This is a genomic window from Streptomyces sp. NPDC088554 (assembly GCF_044752945.1).
GTDB lineage: Bacteria > Actinomycetota > Actinomycetes > Streptomycetales > Streptomycetaceae > Streptomyces.
On record NZ_JBIVMF010000049.1, the window covers coordinates 1 to 23,603 of the forward strand.

The 23,603-nt window shown below is 68.6% G+C and carries 17 protein-coding genes and 1 pseudogene; 13 read left to right on the forward strand and 5 right to left on the reverse strand.

Translation table 11 applies throughout. The features are described 5' to 3' along the window. From ACIP8W_RS30720 to ACIP8W_RS30730, 3 genes and pseudogenes are all read right to left on the reverse strand, one after another. Positions 1–98: pseudogene (locus tag ACIP8W_RS30720) on the reverse strand (sulfate adenylyltransferase small subunit); the annotation flags it as partial. Between the two features lie 49 nt (positions 99–147). Next, positions 148–1,431 (reverse strand): Rieske 2Fe-2S domain-containing protein, encoded by a 1,284-nt coding sequence (locus tag ACIP8W_RS30725; RefSeq protein WP_401958490.1) that lies wholly within the window; start codon positions 1,429–1,431, stop codon positions 148–150. A 70-nt stretch (positions 1,432–1,501) separates the two neighbouring features. Next, the gene (locus ACIP8W_RS30730) at positions 1,502–2,575 is read right to left on the reverse strand and encodes a 3-dehydroquinate synthase II family protein (protein WP_401958498.1); all 1,074 of its coding nucleotides are present in this window, start codon (positions 2,573–2,575) and stop codon (positions 1,502–1,504) included. 637 nt (positions 2,576–3,212) lie between these two features. Between ACIP8W_RS30730 and ACIP8W_RS30735 the strand changes: the two genes are divergently transcribed. The 9 genes from ACIP8W_RS30735 (at position 3,213) to ACIP8W_RS30775 (ending at position 14,758) form a co-directional block, all read left to right on the forward strand. Further along, positions 3,213–4,220: an HAD-IIIC family phosphatase gene (locus tag ACIP8W_RS30735; protein ID WP_401958487.1), complete on the forward strand. Its 1,008-nt coding sequence runs from the start codon at positions 3,213–3,215 to the stop codon at positions 4,218–4,220. Between the two features lie 46 nt (positions 4,221–4,266). Beyond that, a complete protein-coding gene (locus ACIP8W_RS30740) occupies positions 4,267–5,391 on the forward strand; it encodes a serine hydrolase domain-containing protein (RefSeq protein WP_401958484.1) in 1,125 nt (374 codons plus the stop codon). Between the two features lie 91 nt (positions 5,392–5,482). Continuing rightward, positions 5,483–5,761: an acyl carrier protein gene (locus ACIP8W_RS30745; RefSeq protein WP_401958482.1), complete on the forward strand. Its 279-nt coding sequence runs from the start codon at positions 5,483–5,485 to the stop codon at positions 5,759–5,761. 49 nt (positions 5,762–5,810) lie between these two features. Beyond that, positions 5,811–6,665 (forward strand): 3-hydroxyacyl-CoA dehydrogenase family protein, encoded by an 855-nt coding sequence (locus ACIP8W_RS30750; protein ID WP_401958480.1) that lies wholly within the window; start codon positions 5,811–5,813, stop codon positions 6,663–6,665. Continuing rightward, the gene (locus ACIP8W_RS30755) at positions 6,665–7,876 is read left to right on the forward strand and encodes an acyl-CoA dehydrogenase family protein (RefSeq protein ID WP_401958479.1); all 1,212 of its coding nucleotides are present in this window, start codon (positions 6,665–6,667) and stop codon (positions 7,874–7,876) included. The genes ACIP8W_RS30750 and ACIP8W_RS30755 overlap by 1 nt, the downstream gene beginning before the upstream one ends. Before the next feature lie 19 nt (positions 7,877–7,895). Further along, a complete protein-coding gene (locus ACIP8W_RS30760) occupies positions 7,896–8,690 on the forward strand; it encodes a 2-amino-3,7-dideoxy-D-threo-hept-6-ulosonate synthase (RefSeq protein ID WP_402154398.1) in 795 nt (264 codons plus the stop codon). A 68-nt stretch (positions 8,691–8,758) separates the two neighbouring features. Beyond that, the gene (locus tag ACIP8W_RS30765; protein ID WP_401958474.1) at positions 8,759–9,154 is read left to right on the forward strand and encodes a RidA family protein; all 396 of its coding nucleotides are present in this window, start codon (positions 8,759–8,761) and stop codon (positions 9,152–9,154) included. Between the two features lie 28 nt (positions 9,155–9,182). Next, positions 9,183–10,193, forward strand: a complete 1,011-nt coding sequence (locus tag ACIP8W_RS30770) for a hypothetical protein (protein WP_402205656.1) — start codon at positions 9,183–9,185, stop codon at positions 10,191–10,193. A gap of 257 nt (positions 10,194–10,450) precedes the next feature. Continuing rightward, the gene (locus ACIP8W_RS30775; RefSeq protein WP_402205658.1) at positions 10,451–14,758 is read left to right on the forward strand and encodes a beta-ketoacyl synthase N-terminal-like domain-containing protein; all 4,308 of its coding nucleotides are present in this window, start codon (positions 10,451–10,453) and stop codon (positions 14,756–14,758) included. A 36-nt stretch (positions 14,759–14,794) separates the two neighbouring features. Here ACIP8W_RS30775 and ACIP8W_RS30780 read toward each other — a convergent pair whose 3' ends face one another. Together ACIP8W_RS30780 and ACIP8W_RS30785 are read right to left on the reverse strand one after the other, a co-directional pair. Continuing rightward, positions 14,795–15,511, reverse strand: a complete 717-nt coding sequence (locus ACIP8W_RS30780) for a 4'-phosphopantetheinyl transferase family protein (RefSeq protein WP_401958471.1) — start codon at positions 15,509–15,511, stop codon at positions 14,795–14,797. Next, positions 15,504–18,677, reverse strand: coding sequence for an amino acid adenylation domain-containing protein (locus ACIP8W_RS30785; protein WP_402205660.1), 3,174 nt, complete (start codon positions 18,675–18,677; stop codon positions 15,504–15,506). Before ACIP8W_RS30785 ends, ACIP8W_RS30780 begins: the two co-directional genes overlap by 8 nt. 247 nt (positions 18,678–18,924) lie before the next feature. Here ACIP8W_RS30785 and ACIP8W_RS30790 point away from each other — a divergent pair, with 247 nt between their 5' ends. From ACIP8W_RS30790 to ACIP8W_RS30805, 4 genes are all read left to right on the forward strand, one after another. Beyond that, positions 18,925–19,671: an SDR family oxidoreductase gene (locus ACIP8W_RS30790; protein ID WP_401958465.1), complete on the forward strand. Its 747-nt coding sequence runs from the start codon at positions 18,925–18,927 to the stop codon at positions 19,669–19,671. 62 nt (positions 19,672–19,733) lie between these two features. After that, positions 19,734–21,029, forward strand: coding sequence for an amidase (locus ACIP8W_RS30795; protein ID WP_402205661.1), 1,296 nt, complete (start codon positions 19,734–19,736; stop codon positions 21,027–21,029). Between the two features lie 108 nt (positions 21,030–21,137). Continuing rightward, positions 21,138–22,688: an MDR family MFS transporter gene (locus ACIP8W_RS30800; RefSeq protein ID WP_402150933.1), complete on the forward strand. Its 1,551-nt coding sequence runs from the start codon at positions 21,138–21,140 to the stop codon at positions 22,686–22,688. Positions 22,689–23,383: 695 nt separating this feature from the next. Next, the gene (locus ACIP8W_RS30805) at positions 23,384–23,599 is read left to right on the forward strand and encodes an FAD-dependent oxidoreductase (RefSeq protein WP_402205663.1); all 216 of its coding nucleotides are present in this window, start codon (positions 23,384–23,386) and stop codon (positions 23,597–23,599) included. The last annotated feature ends 4 nt before the right edge of the window (positions 23,600–23,603 follow it).

Sequence of the window (23,603 nt, forward strand, 5' to 3'; positions counted from 1 at the left end):
ACCGGCCGTTCGAACTCGCCCGCGACCTCGCGGAAGATGTGCACGGCCTCGGACTCCAGCGAGTCCAGATGACTGAGCGCGTACGGGGCGTCCGTCACACCGGTCCCCTTCCGTACTGCCGTGTGTCACGTTCGGCGGGGGTGCTGTTCACGCCCCGTCCCCAGTGGCACCCATGACCTCGTCGTAGGCGTCGCGTACGTCGGCGGGCTGGCCGTACTGGTAGATGTAGGGGCCGGGAATGCCGCGCTCGGCCCAGTACCGTCGCTGTTCGCCCAACTGTCGCGGGGTGGGTGCCTTCACGTACATGTCACGGTTGGCGATGGGCAGTGCGACGCTGTCGTTGTCTTTCGGGTCGCGTATGAGTCCTTTGGGATCCTCGCCACGCTCGATGGCTTTCAGCTCGCTCAGGAAGCGGCGACGCAGCATGGTGATGCCCCGGTCGCTGCGGCCCAGGTTCTCCCGGGTACGGTCGGCGATCCGGCCCTGTCCGAGCCAGGCCACAAAATCCTGGTTGAGTAGGTGATCGGTGTAGTAACGGCCGGTCTCCGGATCGCTGACCGGGCCGGTCCAGGCCGGGATCTCCTTCTGCTCGAAGGGTTCCGCACTCTCCGGGACGCGTTCGAACATCCAGCTCACGCTCAGTGTGTTCTCGTTGTCGATGGGGACGCGCCACTCGAAATGATCCCCGGTGAACAGCGCGTTGGGCCAGAGGCAGACCCGTCCCACGGTCCACAGTTCGTGTGTCTCGTCGAAGCCCTCACGGATTCGCCGGTACACATGACCGTAGTCGAACTCCTCGAATTCGAGCTTGAGATGGGCCGATGAGTAGCCGGTACCCTTGCCCCGCAGCACGGTGGCGCCCCAGTTGTCGTGCAGCCACTCGAAGTGCACCGGGTCGATCGAGTTCTCCTGGCACTGGAACCAATTGCACGGTACGTGGGCGAAGACGATCTGAGAGAAGCCGTTACGCCAGGTGAAGGGCTCCCACCGGGGAAGTTCGGGGGCCGGCGCGGGGCCCAGGTAGGCCCACAGCAGGCCCGCCAGCTCCCGTACCGCATAGGCGGTGGCACGCGTACGTTCCTTCAGCTTTGCGTTCGAGTCACCGTGCAAGTCCTCGAACGGTTGTGCTGTGCACGCGCCTTGCTTGTCGAAGAGCCATCCGTGGTAGTTGCAGCGCAGCCCGCCGCCGTCGACGAACCCGTGGGCCAGGTCCGCGAGCCGGTGGGGACACTGCCTTTGGATCAGGCCGTACTCTCCTGCGGCATCCTTGAACAGGACCAGATCCTCACCGAGGATCCTGAGGGGTTTGACCGATGTCCCGGTGAAGTCGGCGGCCGCCGCGACCGGATGCCAGTAGCGGCGGAGTAGTTCCCCCATCGGCGCCCCCCTGTCGACCTCGGTCAGACGGCGATTGTCCTCGGCGCTCAGCATGTGACTCCCTCTCCGTGCCGGTCGGCTGGTCCCGGCCGCGCTGTTCCCGCGGCCGGGACCGGCCGAAGCCCTATCGCTCGATACAGAACTCGTCCACGGGCAGGCCCACATGGCGTGCTTCAGTCGGCAGGAAACCGAGCAGTGTGTCGCCCGGCTTCAGCTCCGTCACATTGAGCACCTTGCCGTGCGGCCCGAGCAGGCGTACGTGCCAGTCGTCCTGGACGATGATGTTGCAGCTCTGGCCGTCCGGACCGGTGGCAAGGATGCTCAGCAGCGGCCTGCGTTCGATCTTCACCCGCCCCAGCACAACGCGCCGGGCGCGTCCGTCGGCGCGTACCGCGATCAGTTCGGCGCCGGCCCTCAGCTCGCTGAGATAGTTCGTACGGGTGGCGGTGGCCAGGGTGTACGAGTGGACCGCGCCCGCGTTGATACGGAACGGGCGGGTCGGCATGTACGGCAGCGGATGGGTCTCGCTGCAGGTGAGTACCAGGCCGCCGGCGAAGGACCCGATGAGCAGGCCCTCGTCCTCCATGAGCATCGAGCAGGTGTCCAGGCAGGCGCGGTCGCCCATACCCACATGAGTGATGCTCTCGACGGACAGCTCGCTGAGCGGGACCTGCTCCACGCGTTCCGTACGCAGCTCGGCGAGGGCGGTGATGTCCTCCAGGGAGCGCGGTTTCATGACGATGCCGTCGGAGCCGCGCTCCAGGCATCCGAAGACGACGGCGGCCTCTTCCAGATCGTGTACAACGGTGACGGTGTGTCCATCGGCGTTGTTGGCGGCCGCGATCACGATCTCCAGCGGAATCTTCGTCGGATCGGCGAACGAGAGCACCGTCCACGGTTCCGTACTGGCGCGCCGGCATGCCTCGTCGAGCGAGGTGGCGTCACGCACGTCGACGAAATGCCCCAGCTCTGCGGTGAGCCGGGGCATCTCGGCCCGGGCGGCCGTCACGACGACATCGACATCGGAGCCTTCCGGCGCCACCGCGTCGGACCGCTGGGGGAAGAGCACCTTGCGGACCGTCGGAGGGAGCGGGGCCAGTATCTCGGTATCGGCCGCCACGATGCCGTCGACACGATGATGGACCGCCGCGTCCAGGAAGGCCGTCAGCCGGTCGGGGGGACAGTCGCGTACATCGATCCATACGAAGTGCGATGTGTTCCCGGAGCCGGGGGAAGCGTTCGCGGCGGCCGGATCCGCCGGGCTCTGTACACCGTGCTCACGTCGCGCTTCCGGTTTATACGTATGACCTTGAGCCATCATATGCACCTTTTCTCTACAGCTACGGGCATTTTTGTGCCGGTCCGCATGCGCATCGCGGGAACGGAAAAGTTACGGGACGAAGTCAGGCGGGTTCCGGCTGGGATAATGCTTCGGGGCCAGGAACGGTAAACCCAGGAGTATCGTGATGGGTGGCCTTTTATTGAATGCCCCGGCCGACTCGCATCCAATCGCTGGACGCCTCTGGATCCCGGCGGAGTGCTCGGCCTGTCGGCAATATAGGCCCTAAGGGGTGGGCCTGGCGATCGGCTGGTACCCCCTGCTCCTGGATAGGGGGTTGTCTCTTTGGGCCCCCTAATCGGAGTTAGGGGGGGTTGCTCCCTCATCGGGTCGTCACTAGATTCTGCCGGACAGCTCTTTGCCTCTGTTTGATCAATGTGTCGAGAGATCTGAATCGGTCTCCCATCGCAGGAGCCCAGTAGATTCTCCTGTCGGGCCGAAAGAGATCTTTCGGGGAGCGAGAGAAATGAATGAAGGTTTAGCGCCGGTAAAATGTGTGATCTGGGACCTGGACAACACTGTGTGGCTGGGAATTCTCCAGGAAGGAGACCGGCTCGCGCTCCGGGAGCAGATCCGGGAAATCTTCGACACGCTGGACAGCTGGGGCATCCTCCAGTCCGTTTCGAGCAGGAACGACGAAAACTCTGCACTGGCGCAGCTCAAGTCCTTCGGTATCGACCACTGGTTCCTGGAACCACAAGTGAACTGGGGGGCCAAGCACGAATCCGTACGGCGGATCGCCGAACGTCTGAACATCGGCACGGATTCCCTGCTGTTCATCGACGACGACCCCTTCGAACGAGAAGAGGTCTCCTCCGTTCTGGGCGATGTACGCACCATGGACCCTGCCGGGCTGGCGACGCTCCTTGAGCGGCCCGATGTGAGACCCGCCGTGGTGACAGCCGAAGGGCGTCGCCGTCGGCAGATGTATCAGGAGGACCGGCAGCGCCGGGTCGCCGAGGAGAACTTCGAGGGTCCCAGCACCGAGTTCCTGGCCTCCACCAATGCCGTGTACACGGTCCGGAAGGCCGAGGAGGCCGATCTGCCCCGGGCCGGCGAACTGACCGTACGAACCAACCAGCTCAATGCCACCGGACGCACATTCGGGATCGAGGAGCTGGCCGGCTACCGCCAGTCGGAGGACCACGAACTGCTGGTCATGGAGCTGACCGACCGGTTCGGCTCGTACGGGACCGTGGGTCTTGCCCTGCTCGAGCGGGAGCCGGAGCGCTGGACGGTCCGACTGCTGCTCACCTCCTGCCGGGTGATGTCCCGGGGCGCCGGCACGGTTCTGCTGCACCATCTCGTCGCCAGGGCCGCCGAGCAGGGTGTCGCTCTGCGCTCGGAGTTCGTCCACACCGGACGCAACCGCACCATGTTCGCCATGTACAGGTTCGCCGGATTCACCGAAGTGACCACCGGAGGCGACGGGTTGATGCTGGAGTACGCGCCGGGCGGGGTCTCGCCGGACCTGGGACACAGCAAGGTGGTGGCGTTATGGTGACACCGCCGCGCGACACCGAATCCCACTGTTGTCGGTGGTGTACGGAGTGACACCGGACATCGGAGAGCCGGGGACCACCGAACACCCCGCGCCGGACACACCGGCATCCGTGGACGGGACGTACACCGCCCGCTTCGGTCCCGTGGCGCTCGCCCTGCGGCGTATCGCGGACGCCGAACCCCACGCCGGGTTCGCCGTCGCGGCCTATCTGGACGGCCGGCCGGTGGTCGACCTGTGGGCCGGGCACGCGCACCGGGAATCACTCTTCCACACCTGGTCGACGGTGAAGCCCGTGATCGGGACCTGTCTGCTCCTCCTGCTGCACCGTACCGGGGTGTCGCCCGACTGTTCCGTACGGGCCGTGTGGCCGGAGCTGCGGGCGGCACACGATCCGGAGTTACGGATCCGTCACCTCCTGGCGCACGCGGCCGGACTGGTGTCCGTGCCCGGTTCGGGCGTGGTGGCGGATCTCATCGACTGGGACGCGACCGTCGACCGGCTGTCCGCGGCCACCCCGGACTGGCGGCCCGGCCGCGCTGTCGGAGAACACGCCCTGACCTATGGGCACGTGACCGGCGAACTCATCCGCAGGCTGGACGGCCGTTCTCCCGGACGGTTCCTCGCCGAGGAACTCTCCGGACCACTGGGCCTGGACCTGCGCATCGGCGCCGGACCCGCGGAAACACACCGCATCGCCGACACCCAGAACCTCGACACCGCCTACTGGGAACGCTACCGCGGCCATGACGTGCCCCTGCGCCGGAGCGCCCTGGGCAGTGGGATGGACGGCGACCTGGTGAATTCGGCGGCCTGGCGGTCCGCGCAGATCCCGGCGGTCAACGGCCACGCGTCGGCCCGTGGGCTCGCCGCCTTCTACGCCCGCATGCTGGAGGGCGCGCTGCCGGCCGCCGCCACCCGGCCCGGGGCCCGGGGAACCGACCGGATCCTGGGGCGGCCGGTGGTCTGGAGCCTCGCGGGCGGCCAACTGCGCGACGGCCAGATCGCGATGGGCGGCGCGGGCGGCCAGTGGGCGGCGGCCCACCCCGAGTCCGGGCTCGCCTGGGCATTCCTGACCTCCGGCATGGGAAACCTCCAGCGGGCCGCGGTCCTGGAGAGAACCCTGTTCGACTGCGTCGGCGCGACCGCGGGCCGGGCCACCCTCACCCCATGAACCCGGGGACTGCCGACGTCCTGTCCCGGTGAGCTTCCGGCCGGTCCCCTGACGTACTCGCACACCGAATACCGCACAGAGAGGTCTGCTCATGTCCGATGTCACCGAACGTGTCAGAGATTTCATCGTCCGGGCAGCGCGGCTGCGCGCTCTGGAGGACGACGAGAACATCCTGGAGTCCGGGCTCGTCAACTCGCTGCTGCTGGCCCAGATCCTCAACTTCGTGGAAGAACAGCTGGATATCGAGGTGAGCGACGACGATCTGGTCGTGGACAATTTCCGATCGGTCGCGGCCATCAGCGCTCTCGTCGAGCGGACCCGCGCCATGGCCGGCGGTGTGACACCCCCCGGCGAGCCGGAACGCGTATGACGCGATCAGCTTTCGCTTCTCGGACGCTCACAGTCGACTGGAGTGTGTGATGGTGGAAATAATCGGTGTGGTGGGAGCGGGCACCATCGGCAGAGGCGTCGCCCACAGCGCGGCGGAAGCCGGATACCGGGTGCTGCTCGTCGATATCTCCGAGCAGGTGCTCCAGGACGCGATCGGACGTGTCCGGAAGGAAGCCCGCTCCTATCGGCTTCTCGGCTCCCGGGGAGAGAAGAACCGGGGTGATGTGGTCGCGAGGATAGAGACCACCTGTGATTACGGGCGGCTGGCCGAGGCCGACTTCGTCGTCGAGAACGTCGTCGAGGACATGGAGGTGAAGAGAACCGTTTATCGGGAACTGGACCGGGTGTGCGGCCCGGATGTCGTTCTGGCCGCCAATACCTCCGCCGTCCCGGTCACCGCCATCGGATCCTGGACACAACGGCCCGAGCAGGTTCTCGGAATTCACTTCATGAACCCTGTTCCGGTCAAGAAGACCGTCGAGCTGATCCGCGGCGCGCGCACCTCGGAGAAGTCCCTGGCCACGGCCCAGGAAGTGCTCACCTCCCTGGGCAAGGACTGGGTGCTGGTCGAGGACTCCCCCGGGTTCGTCTCGAACCGGGTGCTGATGCTGGCGGTCAACGAGGCCGCGTTCCTCGTCCAGGAACGCGTCGCGAGCGTCGAGGACATCGACAAGGTGTTCACCTCCTGCTTCGACCACCGGATGGGGATGCTGGAGACGGCCGATCTGATCGGCCTCGACACGGTCCTGCTCAGCATCACCATGCTCTGGGAGCAGTTCGGGGACAGCAAGTACCGCCCATGCCCGTTGCTCAGGAAGATGGTCAGCGCGGGTGAGCTGGGGCGCAAGAGCGGCAAGGGCTTCTACACCTACGCGGTGTCCTGATGGACACCACGACCCGGGCCGCCGGTGTCCCGGAGAGCCGGGGGTTCCCCCTCACCACCGAGCATCGTGAACGGTACGAGGAGTACCGTGCCTTCGCCGAACAGTGGGTGGCACCCGCCGCGGCCGGGCACGACACCGGGCAGTGCCTCGACCCGGCCGTCGTCGAGGCACTCGCCGAGGGCGGCCACCTCGCCTCGTTCCTGCCCCGGGAGTTCGGGGCCCGGGGCATCGACCACCTCTCCTACGGATTCCTGCACGAGACCATCGGCGCCGTGTGCACCTCGACCCGGAGTCTGATCACGGTGCACGACATGCTGGCGCACACGGTGTGGCGCTGGGGCGACGACGCCCTGCGCGCCACCTGGCTGCCCGCCCTGGCCGCCGGTACGGCCCTCGGTGCGTTCGCGCTCTCCGAACCGGACAGCAGCAGCGAGGCGGCCGGACTCACCACGTACGCCGAGACCGGTCACGGCGGATACGTACTGCGCGGCCGCAAGAAGTGGATCAGCTTCGGGCAGATCGCCGATGTCTTCCTGGTCTTCGCCCGGATGGACCGGGGGACCGGCGCCTTCCTCGTACCGCGTGACACCCGTGGTCTGACGGTCACCCCCATCCGAGGGCTGCTGGGAGCGCGCGCCTCGATGCTGGCGGAACTGAGCCTGGACGACTGCCGCATCCCGGCCGCGCAGCTGCTGGGCAGACCGGGACGGGCCGTCCCGCAGATCGTCGCGTCCTCCCTCACCCTCGGCCGGCTGGGCGTGGCCGCCGGCAGCACGGGGCTCGTCCAGGGCTGTCTCGACACCGCCTTCCCCTACGCGCGGGAGCGCCGACAGGGCGACGGCAGGCTGGGCGACCGCCAGCTCATCCAGCGTCTGCTGGCCGGCCTGGTGACCGATGTGGAGGCGGCGCGGCTGCTCTGGCTCAACGCCGCTTCCCTGATGGACGGTGACGATCCCCGCGCGCCCATGGCGGCGATGGTCGCCAAGCACTTCGCGGCCGGCGCCGCGGCCCGCGGGACCCGGCACGCCGTACAGATCCTCGGCGCCGCGGGCTGCACCACGGAACACCCGGTGGAACGCATGTTCCGTGACGCGAAGGTCATGGAGATCATCGAAGGCTCCAACGAGATCCAGCAGATCACCTTGGGACGGTTCGGCCACACGGACCCGCTCTCGCTCTTTCCCTCCGATGACGTTCATTCAGTGAATTGACACAGCCGAAGGAGTGCACATGGAGCTCAACGGAAAGAGCCTGCGACTACGACGGTTGTTCAGAAAAGGGAGCGGCCGCCTGTTCGCCGTACCCATGGACCATACGTTCACGGACGGTCCGCTCGGAAACGCTGGCAGGGTCGGTGAACTCGCGGGCATGCTCGCCGAGCAGGGGGCCGACTGTATTGTTCTGCACAAAGGGCGGGTGCGATATCTCGCGACCGAGCACATGGGCGGACTTTCCTTGATCGTCCATCTCAGCGGCAGCACCGCTTTCAGCGACGACAGCAATGCCAAAGTACTGGTGGGCAGTGTGACCGACGCCGTACGGCTCGGCGCCGACGCGGTGAGCGTGCATGTGAACATAGGCTGCCGTACGGAGCGGGATCAGCTCATCGACTGCGGTGCGGTCGCCGAGGCCTGTGCCACCTGGGGAATGCCGCTGCTGGTCATGATGTACGCGCGCGGCGCAAACGCGAAACACCCCACGGCCCCGGAGACGCTCGCCCATCTCGTCGCGATAGCGACCGATCTGGGCGCCGACCTCGTCAAGACGAATTACAGCGGATCGCCCGACACCATGCGCGATGTCGTGGCGACGAGTTCGATTCCGCTGATGGTCGCCGGCGGCGCCCCCCGGAGCAGCGACGAGGAAGTGCTGGCCTTCGCCGAGGAGATCCTCGCGAGTGGGGCGACCGGACTGGCCATGGGCCGCAACGTCTTCGGCTCGAAGACCCCGGAGAAACTCATCCGGTCCATCGCCGACCTCGTGCACCAGGGGGCACCGGCAGCGCTCGCCGCGCCCCGGTTCTGAGCCCGGCGGCCGGGCACCACTCGTGTACCACCGCGTTCCGGACGAGGAAAGAAACACAAGGAGTACCTATGACCTTTCCCAGACGACGGTCCATCGAGATCAAGGGGGTGGGACACGGCTCGGCCCCCATTCCCATGGGCGCCAGAGTGGGAGCCGTGGTCCATTCCTCCGGAATCCCGGGGACGGACGCGTCGACCGGAGAGATTCCCACGGATCCGCGCGCGCAGGTGCGTCATGTCTTCCGTAACCTCGACAGCTTTCTCGCCGAAGCAGATGTCACCCACGACGACGTGGTACGGCTGACCGTTCTGCTGGTCACGGAGGAACTGCGGGACGCGGTGAACGAGGAATGGCTCGTACGGTTCCCCGAACCGAGCAGCCGGCCCGCACGACACACCACGATCGGTCCGCTGCGCGCGGGAATGCTGGTGCAGCTGGAAGTCATCGCGGTCGCGGCCGAATAAGTCCCGGAAAGCGCACTGAAAGGTGATCATGGCGGAGATTGTCCTCGGTATCGGTATCTCTCATTCCCCCCAGTTGAGTACGCCCACGGAGGTGTGGGAACGGCATGCGGAACGGGACCGCTCCCAGAGCGCTCTGCTCGGGACGGACGGCGAATTCCATACGTACGACGAACTCCTGGCGCGGGCGGAACCCGGTCTGGCCGACGCGCTGACCCCGCGGATCTGGGAGGAGCAGTACGCTCGTTCGCAGGCCGGGATCGAACGGATAGCAGACGAGCTGGCCGCCGCACAGGCCGATGTCGTGGTCGTCTTCGGCGACGACCAGCACGAACTCTTCCTCGACGACGGCATTCCCGCCTTCGCGCTGTCCCTGAGCGACAGCCTGTGGGACTACCCGCCCTCCCCGGAACAACTCGCCTCCCTCCCCAGTGGTCTGGCGGAAGCGTCGTGGGCACAGCACTCACCACAGCCGGACCAGTACCGGGGACACCCCGAGCTGAACGGCCATGTCGCGCGCTGTCTGACCGACGCCGGGTTCGACCTGTGTGTGCTGCGCAAACAGCCCGAGGGAAGAAGCCTGGGGCACGCGTACACGTTCGTCCGCCGGAGGCTCGGCCTGACCTCCGAGACCACCGTGATGCCGGTCTTCCTCAACACCTACTTCATGCCCAACGTGCCATCGGTCGAGCGGTGTTACGACTTCGGTCGGCACCTGGCACGCGCGGTGGAGGAGTGGCCGGAGCCCTTGCGGGTGGCCGTGGTGGCCAGCGGCGGGCTGAGCCACTTCGTTGTGGACGAGGCCCTGGACCGGGGTGTGCTGGAGGCACTGCGGCACGACGACCTCCCCCTGCTCCAGGACATCACGAAGGGCAAGATGCGTTCCGGAACGTCCGAGGTCCTGAACTGGGTGGCCGCCGCGGGGGCGCTCAAGGGCCGTCCCATGGAGGTACTGGACTACATCCCCGCTTACCGGACCCCCGCCGGAACCGGTATCGGCATGGGTTTCTGCCTTTGGCGCCAGGGCGTGTTGCGAAAGTAGCGCCGTCCGCCCACAGGGCGGCCCCGGCGACGCCTGGTACGCACACGCGCCGCGTTGTCGGAGTCGTCCACGTACGTCCAGTACGAGGACGATCTCCCCCGGGCTCCCTCCGGGAGACCCCCACCGCCTTGCGATCGTACGCACCAGACGCCGCGAGCCCCGCCCTACGGGCGGACGGCGCTATTTGTCAGACAGGCCCTGGGCCCAGTCCGTTGCCCACGGCCGAGCAGGCACCTGACGAACGAGGGAGACCCTTCATGGACGCGAAGACGGAGCTGGATGTGAGTGCGGAACTACAGGACGACGACATCGCGATCGTGGGGATGGCGTGCCGATTCCCCGGAGCCCCCGACAAGGAGGCGTACTGGAAGAACTTGTGCGACGGGGTGGACTCCCTCCAACGGCTCGCCCCGGCCGATCTGGCCGAGCGGGGCGTGGAGCCGGCCCTGGCCGGGGACGCCTCCTACATCTGGTCGTCGGGACAGCTCGCGGACACCGAGGCATTCGATGCCCCGTTCTTCGGATACAGCCCCCGCGAAGCAGAACTGATGGACCCTCAGCACCGGCATTTCCTGGAGACCTCCTGGGCCGCGCTCGAGGACGCCGGTTACCGGCCGACCTCGGCACCGGGGAGTGTGGGGGTCTTCGCGGGCACCTCCATGAACAAGTATCTGCTGCACAACATCTTCCGGAGCCCCGCCCTGGGCGGGATGGACGACTGGGACGGCGGGATCCCGCCGGGCAGCAGCCCGGACGCCATGCCGGCCAGGGTCGCTTACAAACTCGGTCTCAGCGGCCCCAGCGTCACCGTGCTCACGGCGTGCTCCTCGTCGCTCACCGCCATCTGTACCGCGGCCGACAGCCTTCAGAACTACACCTGCGACATGGCGCTCGCCGGTGGTGTGGCCATCGAACTCCCGGAGGTGCCCGGCTACCGGGTCCAGGACGGCGGGCTGCTCTCCAAGGACGGTATCTGCCGACCGTACGACGCGGCGGCCTCCGGGTCGGTGTTCGGCAGCGGTGTCGGTGTGGTGGTACTCAAACGGCTCAAGGACGCGCTCGACTCCGGCGACCATCTCTACGGTGTCCTGCGCGGCTGGGCGGTCAACAACGACGGCAGCGCCAGGGCGGGTTATGCCGCGCCCGGTGTGGACGGCCAGGCGGCCGTCATCCTGGAGGCCCTGACGGCGGCCAGGCTGCGGCCCAACGACCTCGGCTATGTCGAGGGGCACGGCAGCGCGACCAAGGTCGGCGACCCCATCGAGGTGCGCGCCCTGACGAAGGCGTTCACCGCCGCGAAGGCCGAGGGAAGCGGCTTCTGCGGTCTTGGCTCCGTCAAGGGAAACATCGGGCACGTGGATGCGGCGGCGGGCGTCGCGGGGCTGATCAAGACCGTGCTGGCACTGACGGGGGACCGCATCCCCCCGACACTCCACTTCGAACAGGCCAACCCGGAAGCCGACTTCGAGAAGTCGCCGTTCCACGTGGTCGCCCGGCCGACACCATGGGCCGAAGACGCGACCCGCCGCGCCGGTGTCAGCTCGTTCGGCATGGGCGGGGCGAACGCCCACGTGGTGCTGGAAGAACCGCCCGCCCGCCCCGGCACACCGCGTACCCGCCCGTACGAACTGATGCTGGTCAGCGCCGGCACCGAGCACGCCGCGCGGGAGGCCGCGAGCAGACTCTCGGACGCCCTGTGGAACACCTCCGAGAACCTTGAGGACGTGGGGTTCACCCTCGCCCGGGGCCGCGAGGAGCTTCCCTTCCGCCGGGCAGCGGTCGCCGGAGACACCGCGGACGGCGCGGCGGTGTGGGCGGAGGGCCGGCGCTCCGAGGTGTACACGGGCGAGGTGCCCGGCGACGGTCCGCGGCCGGTCACCATGATGTTCCCCGGGGTCGGCGACCCGTACGAGGACATCGCGCTGGACCTGTACCAGTGCGAGGAGGTCTTCCGGCGGGAGGTCGACCGCTGCGCGGCCGCGGTGGAGCCGCTGCTCGGCGCCGACCTGCGGGAACACCTCTTCCCCTCCGGCGGCTGGCGGGAACCGTGGAACGGCCGGGTGGGCGGCCGGAAGCCGGAGCCCGACCTGCGGGCCATGGCCGCGGGACGGGGCCGGGACGGCGGGGAGCCCGAGGGACGTACGGTCTTCGACCAGCCCGCGACCTTCGTGCTGGAGTACGCCCTGGCCCGTCAGTTCATGGCCTGGGGCGTTGTCCCCGAGTCGCTGATCGGCCACAGTGTCGGCGAGTACGTCGCCGCGTGTCTGGCCGGGGTTTTCGATGTCTCCGACGCGCTGCGGATCGTCACCGAACGGGCGCGGCTCATCGACCGGCTCCCCACGGGAGGCATGCTCGCGGTGCCCCTGCCGGAGGACGAGGTCACCCCGTATCTGCGCCCCGGTGTGTGGCTGGGCGCGGTGAACGCCTCGGCGCTGTGTGTACTGTCGGGCGACCGGGGGACCTTGGCCGAGGTGGAAGCAGAGCTCCTCGACAAGGGTGTGGTGTGCCGTCGGGTACGCGCCGAGCACGCGTTCCACTCACCGGTCATGGAGGCCATCCGGGCCGAGGTCGCCGAGGTGGTGGATGCGGTGACCCTCCACCCGCCGCGCATCCCGTACCTGTCCGGGGTGACGGGCGACTGGATCACCGAGGACCAGGCGACCTCCGCCGAGTACTGGACCACCCATATGTGTCACACGGTGCGTTTCGCGGCGGGCGTCGAGACCCTGGCGAAGAACCCGCGACGGCTGTACGTGGAGCTCGGCCCCGGTCAGACACTGGCGGCCTTCACCCTGGGCACGGCGAGCGGGCCGGGACTTCAGGACCGGGTGATCTCGGCCTCCCAGTCCTTCCTCAGCACCGGCTCCGCCGTGCGGTCCGTACTCGAAGCGGTGGGGCGGATCTGGGTGGCGGGCGGCGCGGTGGATCTCGTACGTCTCCACTCCGCCGAATCCCGCCGCCGCCGGGTGTCGCTGCCCGCCTATCCCTTCGAGCGCCGCCGGTACTGGGTCGATCGCGTCACCCCAGCGACCCTCCTTCCGGACAAGGCCGTTCGCGCCGATCACGGCGGCGCAGGCACGGTGGCCGCCCCGGCTCCGTACTCCGCGCCGAGGCCGGTGGCGATAGCCGGACACAGTGGTGACGGTGGCAGTACGGAGGAGGTGCTGGCGGCCGCCTGGAGCGAGCTGCTGGGCTATGAGGAGGTCGGCGCGCACGACGACTTCTTCCGGCTCGGCGGCCACTCCCTGCTGGCGCTGCAACTCACCAACAAGCTGTGGAACGACCACGGTCTGCGGCTGCCCTACACCGCACTTCTCGAATACCGGACCATTCACGAGCTGGCGGCGGTGCTGGACAACCGCGGCGACACACCGCCCGAGGCCCGGCAGCCGGCTCAGGTCCAGGTCTCCTCCCACCCCGGGCCGGAGAGCGCCCAGGCCGCGGACCGGCGTACCGTCGTCGCCCGGATCCTGCGCTCCGAGGTGGAGTCGGTGCTCGGCCGCAGGGTGTCCGATGGAGAAGTGCTGGCCCGGCACGAGATACAGCCGGTCAGTGTTCAGCTGGCCATCACACTCAAGCGGGAGCTGGGGATGCCGGTGTATCCGGCCGAGATCGAGGAGCGTCCCGCCCTCGCGCTGCTGGGTACCTATCTCACCGAGCAGTGGACACAGTGGTCCTCGTCCACCGCCGAGCTGTCGCGGGAGGACGAGGACCGGTTCCGGCACGAAGGGCCGAGCACCGACGAGGCGGGATTCATCCTCTCCAGTCCGCGCGCGGGCTCCACACTGCTGCGGGTCATGCTCGCCGGTCATCCGGATCTCTTCTGCCCGCCCGAACTCCATCTCCTGGCCACCAGGCGGATGGCGGAACGCCGTGCGGTGGAGCGCGGGTCGGACCGCAACCAGGGCATTCAGCGCGCGTTCATGGAACTGCTCGACATCGACGCGGAGCAGGCCGCGGCGCGGATCACGGACTACGAGCACGGCAACGCGCACACCGCTTCCGTCTTCCGGAAACTCGTGGGCCTCTCCGGCGAACGGCTCCTCGTCGACAAATCCCCCGGGAACGCCCGCTATCTCGAAACACTGCTGGCCACAGAGGAACTGACCGGTGGGAAGGGCCGGTACGTCCACCTTGTACGGCATCCGTACGCGGTGATGGAGTCGATGGCCCGAAACCGCTTCACCCAGCTGATGGGCGTCGGCACGATGGACGCGTTCGAGTTCGCGGAGCACATCTGGACCCAGTACAACGCGAATATCGGCGAGTTCCTGTCCGGTATCGAGCCCGAGCGCCACTGCGTGGTCCACTACGAGGACCTGGTCCGTGAACCGCGCGAGACCATGACACGTATCTGCCGGACCCTGGGTGTCGAGTTCCAGGAGACACTGCTCCATCCCTATCAGGGGCGCCGGATGCGGGACGGGCTCGGCGATCCCAACTTCCTCCAGCACTCCGCGATCGACCCGACACTCGCGGACGCGTGGCAGACGGTACGGATTCCCCGGCGGCTGAACGCCATGTCACGGCGGCTGGCCGCCTCGTTCGGCTACGAGCTGCGCTGACCATGAGCCGGCGAGGTGCTGTCGGACCTCGTCGGCTCACGGCTGCAGCCGTACTCCACCGAGTGTCCTGGGTACGGGAAGAGTCTCCAGGGCCAGTGTGCCGCCCCGCACACACACGGCGCCCGCGACCGACACCGCGGGGCGGAACGATGTAAGGACATACGGGAGGGGGCTGCCGGAACCCGGTGGCCCCATCACCTGGACCGGCCCCTCGGCCAGCAGCGCCCGGGGGTCGGTCCGCCGTGGTACCAGCCCTTCCCCGGTGGCCTTGACCAGCGCCTCGTACCGGGTCCACGCCGTGTAGAAGGCGGCGGTGCGCCGCCCTTCCATGAGCGAGGACAGCGCCCGCGCCGTCTCCGTACCGAAGAACCGCCGGGCGATCGAGGCGATCTCGGCGGTGGGCAGCGGACGGATCTCCTCCAGGTCGACCCCGAGCGCGCGCCCGTCCGCCGCCACGGCCACCGCGATCACCTCACCCGTGTCGCTCACACTGAATCCGGGACCGCCCGGCAGCGACGGTTTGCCGTGGGCACCGAGCCGGTAGCGCAGGTCTTCGGGCCGGGTCCCCGTCGCCTCGGACAGGGCCGCGCGCCGCAGGGCCCGCGACCGGGCGAACCGGGCACGGGCGTCCCGCCCCAGCCCGAGCGCCCGTTCGCGCTCGTCCCGGGGCAGGCCGAGGAGCAGCCGGTCGGCGGGCAGCCAGTCGCTGCCGGGACCGGCGACCCACACCCTGACCCGGGCACTGCTACGCACTGTCGTACGGGGACCGGCCGGTCCTGCGCGCCGTCCGCCGGCCGTGGCGCCGGGAGACCCGCAGCGCGACCCGGTCGGTGAGCGCCTGGTCGTCGGGGAGTGCGGACCGTTCACCGTCCAGGAACCGCGCGGCCTTGCGTACGGTCGAGTGTTCGAACAGCAGATGCAGTGGAAACGTCCTGTTCAGACGGGACTCCAACCGCGTGTGCACCCGGGCCATCAGCAGGGAATGCCCGCCGACATCGAAGAAGTTCCGGTCGAGGCCGATGCTGTCCACGGCCAGCGTCTCGCACCAGACACGCAGGACGATGTGTTCGGTCGGGGTCAGATCCTCCTCCCGCACCGCCTCGGCGAAGGATTCCAGGACGGGCGGCTCCAGCGCGTTCGTATCGACCTTTCCGGTGGGGGTCATGGGCAGCGAGTCCACCACCGAGACATAGGTGGGCACCATGTACGCGGGCAGCCGCCCGGCCAGCGCCCTTCGTACCTCCGTGCCCGTGACGGCGGTGGCCCCGGAGGACGGTCTGACATGGGCCACCAGTTCGGCGGAGTCGCTGCGCGGGTCGTGGATGACCGACACAACGGCCTGGGCGATACCGGGCAGGCTGGTCAACTCGCTCTCTATCTCGCCGAGTTCGAGCCGCTGCCCGTGAATCTTGACCTGCCGGTCCTTGCGGGCGAGCAGCCGCAGCGTGCCGTCCTCCGTACGACGTGCGACATCCCCGGTCCGGTAGAGGCGGTACGTCCTCCCCTCGTGCTCCTCGGTCCCGAACGCCTCGGCGTCGGCCGCCGTGTTGTTCCAGTAGCCCACACCGAGATGGTCGCTCCTGACGAACAACTCGCCCGACACCCGTACATCCAGTCCGTCCTCGTCGCGGAGCAGTAGTTCGAGCCCCGGCAACGGACGGCCCACGGGGACGACGGAGGTGGTGGCGGTGTCATCGGCGGTCATGAGATGCATCGCGGAGAACCCCGATGTCTCGGTGGCGCCGTACCCGTTGACCAGCAGACAGCCGGCCGGGAACCAGCGGCGGAACAGCCGGATGTCCTGCTGGGTGACGGGTTCCCCGCCCAGCACGATCAGCCGCAGATCGGGAAATGCCTCCGCCGGACCGGTGGACCCGGCTATGTGCCGGAAGACCGTCGGGGTGGAGTGGTAGAGCGTCACCCGCTGCTCCCGCAGCCTGCGGCCCAGGCTGCCCAGGCCGTCGCGGAGCACCGCGATGGGTACCAGACAGGCCCCGTTGAGCAGGGCCGAGTACATGTCGGAGGTCGACGCGTCGAAGCTGAAGGACGCCGTGACACTGTGCCGGTCCGAGGGCGATATACGGAACAGGTTGGTCAGGTTGCGGATGTGGAACAGCACATTGCGGTGACTCTGCAGCACTCCCTTCGGCCGGCCGGTGGACCCGGAGGTGTACAGCAGCGAGGCGCAGGAATCGGGGGGTACCGCGGTCCGCGGCGCGGCGGTGTCCTGGGCGGAGACCGTCACCGCGTCGAGTACGGGGCAGACGTCCGGGATCAGCTCGGCCACCGTGCCCCGGTGCCCCGAGCCGACCACGACGGCCTGGGGCGCCGCGTCCTCGATGATCAGCTCCAGACGGCTCCGCGGATAGGAGGGGTCCAGCGGCAGATACGACTTCCCCGCCATCATCGTGCCGAGCAGGGCGGGCACCATCTCCAGCGGATCGGAGAGCACCAGGGCGATGTGCCCCGGCCCCGGGCCGCAGGCGCGGATCAGCGCGGCGGCGGTATTGCCCGCGAGCCGGGCCAACTGCGCGTAGGTGAGTGTCCCGTTCGCGGTGTCGAGTGCGGTGTGCCCGGGACAGGTCTCGGCGACGACCCGGAACCGGTCGGGAATGGAGTACTCCAGGGCGGACTCGGGGAACTCGACGAAGTCGGCGCGGTCCCCGACCGCCGGTACGGGGACGGCTATGGGCAGTGTGTTCCGCCGGGCCGGAAGGCGGATGTCCCGTACACGTCCGAGGGGTGTGCCGCAGAACACCCCGAGCACTTGAGCGTAGTCGGAGGCGAAGGTCTCCGCAGAGGAGGCGGCGAACACCTCGGGGTCCCACCACAGGGACACCCGCGGGCGGTCGCCCAAGGTGCGGCAGAGCAACTGGAGGTCGCAGAGCGGTGCCGTCTCCGGCAGTGGAAACACCGATACCCGCAGACCATGGACGGTCCACGCGTCACCTGCCTCCCCGAGGGCGGCGTCCCGGACATACGGGGCCGAGGAGAGGAGCGTGGGCAGCAGGAAGCGGTCACTGGTGAAGGCCGCCTCGCACAGGGGCCCCTCTACCTCGCCGAGCACGGCCCAGCGGTCGGTGAGGGGCGTGTCACCGAAGACGGTACGTCCCCAGGCGCGCCGCAGACCGTCGTCCGACTCCCGTATGAGCGTACGCGGTTCGGCGTCCGCCGGCACCTGCCGCCGCATGACGACGGGGTGCGCGGGTCGCACACCACCGGCACCGGCGGCGGCGATCAGGCCCACCCGGAAGTCGGGCCGGCCCGTCCACCGTCGCAGGGTGGTGTCGAAGGCAGCCGACAGCACGGCCTCCGGCAGCACGTCCGCGGCCACCGCTGTCTCCAACACCCTTTCAGCCAGGCCCTGTTCCAGTACGATCCCGGCGCGCTGGCCGGGCCGTTCGCCACGCACAGGACCGGTGGACCGGCGCGCGGCGGGATCGCCGAGTTCGAGGGCCGGAACCCGCTCGCGCAGTTCCCGTTCGTACACCGCCCGGTCACTGGCATCGGCGCATGGCACACCGTCATCGAGCACCCCGGGATCGGTACGCCACCGGGGCGCCCCGACCTCCGGCCGCTCTCGGTGTCCGGCGGGTCTCATCAGCTCTGCCACCGCCGCGCACCACAGGCCCAGCTCCGTCATGCCGCCGGTGCCCGGGGCGCAGGTGATACTGACGAGATGGTGGCCCCCTCCACGGCACCACACCCCCACCCGCACCCATCGGCCGTGCGGGGCGGCGCCGTGCTTCTCGGCCTCCGGGAACAGCGGCTCCGCGTCTCTGCGGGTTTCCTTCGTGACCACTATCCGCGGACCGTTCGGCCCGAATGCCGGGCCGTCCCGGCCGGACAGCGACGGCAATTCCCTGACGAGCCGTTCGCAGTCCAGCCCTCCATGAATCTCCAGCACACGCGTGCGCATTCACTGATCCCTTCGTCCGGGAGCGGGCGCGAGAATTACCTGCGATCCTGACAGAGCCGCAACCCTGGGGGAAGCCCGTCTCGTACACGCTGGGACACACTGCGGAGTTAGGGGGGTGACCGGCGATTAGGGGGTGGTAGGGGAGTCCCCGAAAACAACTTCATCGAAAAAATGAACGGGTGCTGCCCCATTCTGCTGGGATACACCGTCATGGCGGTTTTGTTCACGCACCATATTGAGGGGAATCATGGATCTCTCGATCGGCGGACGCACCGCGGCCATCGCCGGTGCCAGCGGCGGGCTCGGGTACGCCGCCGCGCGGGCCCTGGCCGAAGAGGGGGTGCGGGTTGTCATCTGCGGCCGCGACAAGGAGCGGCTGACAAGGGCGGTGGAGAAGCTGGGTGACGGTGTGTCAGGAATTCTCGCGGATGTCTCCACTCCCGAGGGGGCCACGGACTTCGTCCGCCGCGCACACCTGGAGCTCGGCCGGATCGACATTCTCGTGACCAACGCGGGCGGCCCTCCGGCCGGCACCTTCGCCACCACGGAGGTCGACGCCTATGCTCCGGCGCTCGCACTCAATCTGCTCTCGGTCGTGGCGATGTGCAAGGAAGCCGTCCCCGGCATGCAGGCACGGGGCTGGGGGCGTGTGGTGGGCATCACGTCCATCGCCGTACGCCAGCCGTTGCCCTCCCTGATCCTGTCCAACACCGCGCGCGCCGGAGCCACCGCGTTCCTCAAGACGCTGGCCACGGAGGTGGCTCGTGACGGAGTGACGGTGAATTCCCTGCTTCCGGCGTACCACGACACCGACCGGGTGCGGTCCCTGCACGGCGACCGTATCGGGACTCTGGGCGCGGAGCTTCCCGTAGGGCGTATCGGCCGTCCCGAGGAGTTCGGGGCGTTCCTGGCCTTTCTCTGCGGGGAGCAGTCCGGTTTCCTCACGGGCAACGCCTTCCCGGTCGACGGGGGATTCCATCTCGGGCTGTTCTGACCTGGCCGCGTACGGTTGCGGCCTGCCGTACACCCGTAATCTTTTCTGACATTCTGGAACCCGTGGAAACAGACAGGGGCGGAACCGGTGATCCGCTGTCCGCGACGGTTGACGCGTGGTGCGACGTGATCGACGGAATGGACGGTGTGCTTCAGGCATTCGTCGCCGGGGCGGAGACAACCACCGCCCGGCGCAAGCGTGTTCGTGAGGAACTCCGGGTGGCGCACGACCGCTGGCCCGCCGGCCGGGCGAGGCCACCGTTGTTCGGTGTTCCCGTCGCGGTGAAGGACATCGTGCGGGTGGACGGCCTGCCCACACGGGCGGGTTCCGCGCTGCCCCCGGAAGCGTTCGCAGGGGGACAGGCAGTGGTCGTGGACCGGCTCCGCGCGGCCGGGGCTCTGATCGCGGGCAAGACGGTGACGGCCGAGTTCGCGATGAGCGCACCGGGCCCGACCCGTAATCCGTGTGCCCACGGCCACACACCCGGCGGCTCCAGCAGTGGGTCGGCGGCGGCTGTCGCGGCGGGGATGGTGCCGTTGGCGATCGGCACCCAGACGCTGGGGTCGATGATCCGCCCGGCGGCGTACTGCGGTGTCGTGGGGTTCAAACCGACGCTCCACCGGATCCCCATGACCGGTGTGATCGCCAACGCGCCGTCCTTCGACACACTGGGGGTCTTCGCCGGCGACGTGTCGATGGTGGCGAGGGCGTCGGCTGTCCTGTGCGACAGCTGGCGGCCGGTGGGGGATACCGGGCAGCGGACGCTCCCGGTGCTCGGTGTGCCCGATGGCCCTTATCTGGAACAGGCCGGGGTCGAGGCGCTGGCCGCATTCGAACGGCAGGTGGCGGTGTTGGCGGACGGCGGATTCCCCGTACGCAGGGTGCCCCTGTTCGCGGACTTCGCCCGAGTGTCGGACGACCTGTTCGCGGTGAACCGTTACGAGGCCGCCCAGAGCCATGCCGAGTGGTTCCTCCGGTACGGCCCGCTCTACCGGGAGCAGTCCGTGGCCACGGTCCGCCAGGGGCAGGCGGTCACCCGGGAGCGGTACGAGCAGGGGCTGCGGCGGCGGGAGACGTTCCGTACCGGGCTGTCGGACGCGACGGTGGGCGTCGACGTATGGATCTCCCCGGCTGCCACCGGCCCGGCCCCGCGCGGGCTCGCCGGCACCGGTGACGCCGTCATGTGTCTGCCCTGGAGCCACGCGGGCTGGCCGTCTCTGTCCCTCCCGGCCGGCCGAACCCCGGACGGGCTGCCGCTCGGCTTGCAGTGTGTGAGCCGGGCGGGAAGCGACGAGCGGCTGTTGGACCGGGCGCGGGACATCGCCGCGCGGATCGAGCCGGCCGGTTCCGGCCGGTGACGGCGCGGCGGGGAGTGCCTCGACAGACCCGGACCCGGTCCCTCAACAGGGCGACAGCTACGTGCTGTTGCGAAGATAAGGTGTCCGGTGAAGGGTGGAGGTGGTGGTGTGTCCGAACAGGCTCACGACAAGGAGGCGGCCGGTCCGGATACGACGGCGAAAGCCGTGGCCGATGCTCCGGCCCGGGGCCGGGGGCGGGTGGTCGTGGCACTGATGCTCGCCATGGCGCTCTCCGCGATGGAATCCATGGTAATTTCCACCGTCGTCCCGCAGATCGTCAGCGACCTCGGTGGCTTCTCGCTCTTCTCCTGGCTCTTCTCCGGCTATCTGCTTGCGGTCACCGTCACACTCCCCGTCTACGGCAAACTCTCCGACATCTACGGCCGCAAGCCCGTTCTGCTCTTCGGCATAGTGATCTTCCTGATCGGCTCCCTGCTGTGCGCCGGAGCCTGGGACATGGCCAGCCTGATCGCCTTCCGGGTGGTGCAAGGAGTGGGGGGCGGTGCGATCCAGGGCACCGTACAGACCATCGCCGCCGATCTCTACGGGCTCAAGGAGCGGGCCAAGGTCACCGCCGCGCTGAACAGTGTGTGGGCCGTCTCGGCGGTGTCCGGACCGTTTGTCGGTGGGCTGCTCGCCGGGTACGCCGACTGGCGCTGGATTTTCCTGATCAATCTGCCGGTCGGTGCGCTGGCCCTGATCCTGATCGTCCGGTATCTGCACGAGAACGTTGTCGTCCGTACCCGACACACGATCGACTGGCCGGGCGCCCTCGGCCTGTTCGCCTCCGGTGGGCTGCTGCTGCTCGCCCTGGTCCAGGGTGGTGTCGCCTGGCCCTGGCTCTCCGCGCCCTCGCTCTCGCTCTTCGGAGCGGGAGCGCTGTGCGCCGCGGCGACCGTGTGGATCGAGCGCCGGGCGGCCGAACCGATCATCCCCGGCTGGGTCTGGCGGCGTCGCCAGATCGTCGCGGTCAACCTGGCGCTGTTCGCCTCCGGCGCGGTGGTGACCGCGCCGACCGTCTTCCTGCCCACCTACGCCCAGTCGGTGCTGGGGCTCGGGCCGATTGCGGCAGGACTCGTCCTCTCCGCCATGAGCATGAGCTGGCCGGTGGCCGGGGCGCTCAGCAGCCATGTCTATCTGCGCATCGGCTTCCGTGATACCTCACTGATCGGTATCAGCGCGGCGGTGCTGGTGCTCTGGGCCCTGGTGATGCTGCCCTACGCCGGGCCTGCCTGGCAGCTGACCGCGGTCATGCTGGCGTTGGGAGCCGCTTTCGGTCTGTATCAACTGCCTCTGCTGGTAGGCGTACAGTCGTCGGTCGGATGGGCGGAGCGCGCCACCACCACCTCGTCGGTCCTCTTCTGCCGCCAGCTCGGTATGACCGCCGGAGCGGCTCTCTACGGCGCGGTCGCCAACGCCACCCTGGCATCCCGGCTCGCCGAGGCACCGGTGGACGGACTGCCGACCGATGTGGACGGCATCTCCTCCGCTCTCTCGTCCGCCGGGACGCTGGAGCCGGCCTCCGCCGAATACCTGCGACAGGCCCTCGCGACCGCCATCGACCATGTGTACGTGGGGGCGGCGCTGGCCGGGACGGTGGCGTTCCTGGTGGTCCTCTTCGTAGCACCGCGGCGCTTTCCTGTGCTGGCGGACGACTGAGGCCGAAGGCTACTGACGCTGGGAGGGGGGTTGTTGGTGTGCGGGGCGGTGGCTGACCTGGTGTGTTGCGGGTTTGTTGAGAGGTGGAGTGGGTGGTTCGGGCGGCGAGGTCAGGGGGTTTGAGCTGGGGTTATGTGTTCTTGATGGCGAGGAGTTGGGATTGTTGTAGTTGTCGGTAGCGCGTAAAGGCCCGGTGTGTGTTTGTGCTGGTCAGGGGCCTTTTGCCTGTCTGATGAGTGGGGTCAAGGCCCGCGTCCGGTCGGGCCTCGGCACACGCTTTCAAGGCAGCTCAGACCATAAAGAACAAGCTGAGGCGCCCGAACGTGTCGGTGGGCTCGGTGTCACGGCGGAGGCAGCGGTGACCGGTCATGGACGCGAGGTGTCCGACCTCGCTCCTGAGTTGGGTTCGCCCCGGGTTGCGGCCGTCTGCCGGTGCGGGAGGGCAGGCCTCGGGTGAGGTGGCACCGTGATCCGGAGCGGTGTTCACCTCGCCCGGCCCGGGTGTCCGGGCGATGGCCGAGGGCTGCGCGTCGGTGCCAGCCAACGCCGCCGGGGCGGGCTTGCCGCCCCGGCGGCAGTTGGGACGGCTACCTTGGGCAGCAGTTCCACGTCGACGCCGGATCGTCTGGCGTTGTTCCTGCTGAAGAGAACTGACGTGTCGTTGGCGGCGGCCTGTGGATCAGGGACCATCGAACATGAGGGGCGGGGAAGCGGTGACGGGCGCGCGTAGGGGGGCCTGCCGGGTGGCGGTGCTGGGCGGGGGTGTCGCCGGGTTGACCGCGGCGATGGAGCTGGCCGAGCGGGGCTTTGAGGTGACGGTGGACTCTGGTGCGCAATTCCTGAGGCGGGCCGGTTGGTTGCGGCATGATCGTGGGTGCGGTCGCTTCCCTGTCGTGCGGCCGTGGGAGTGATGCG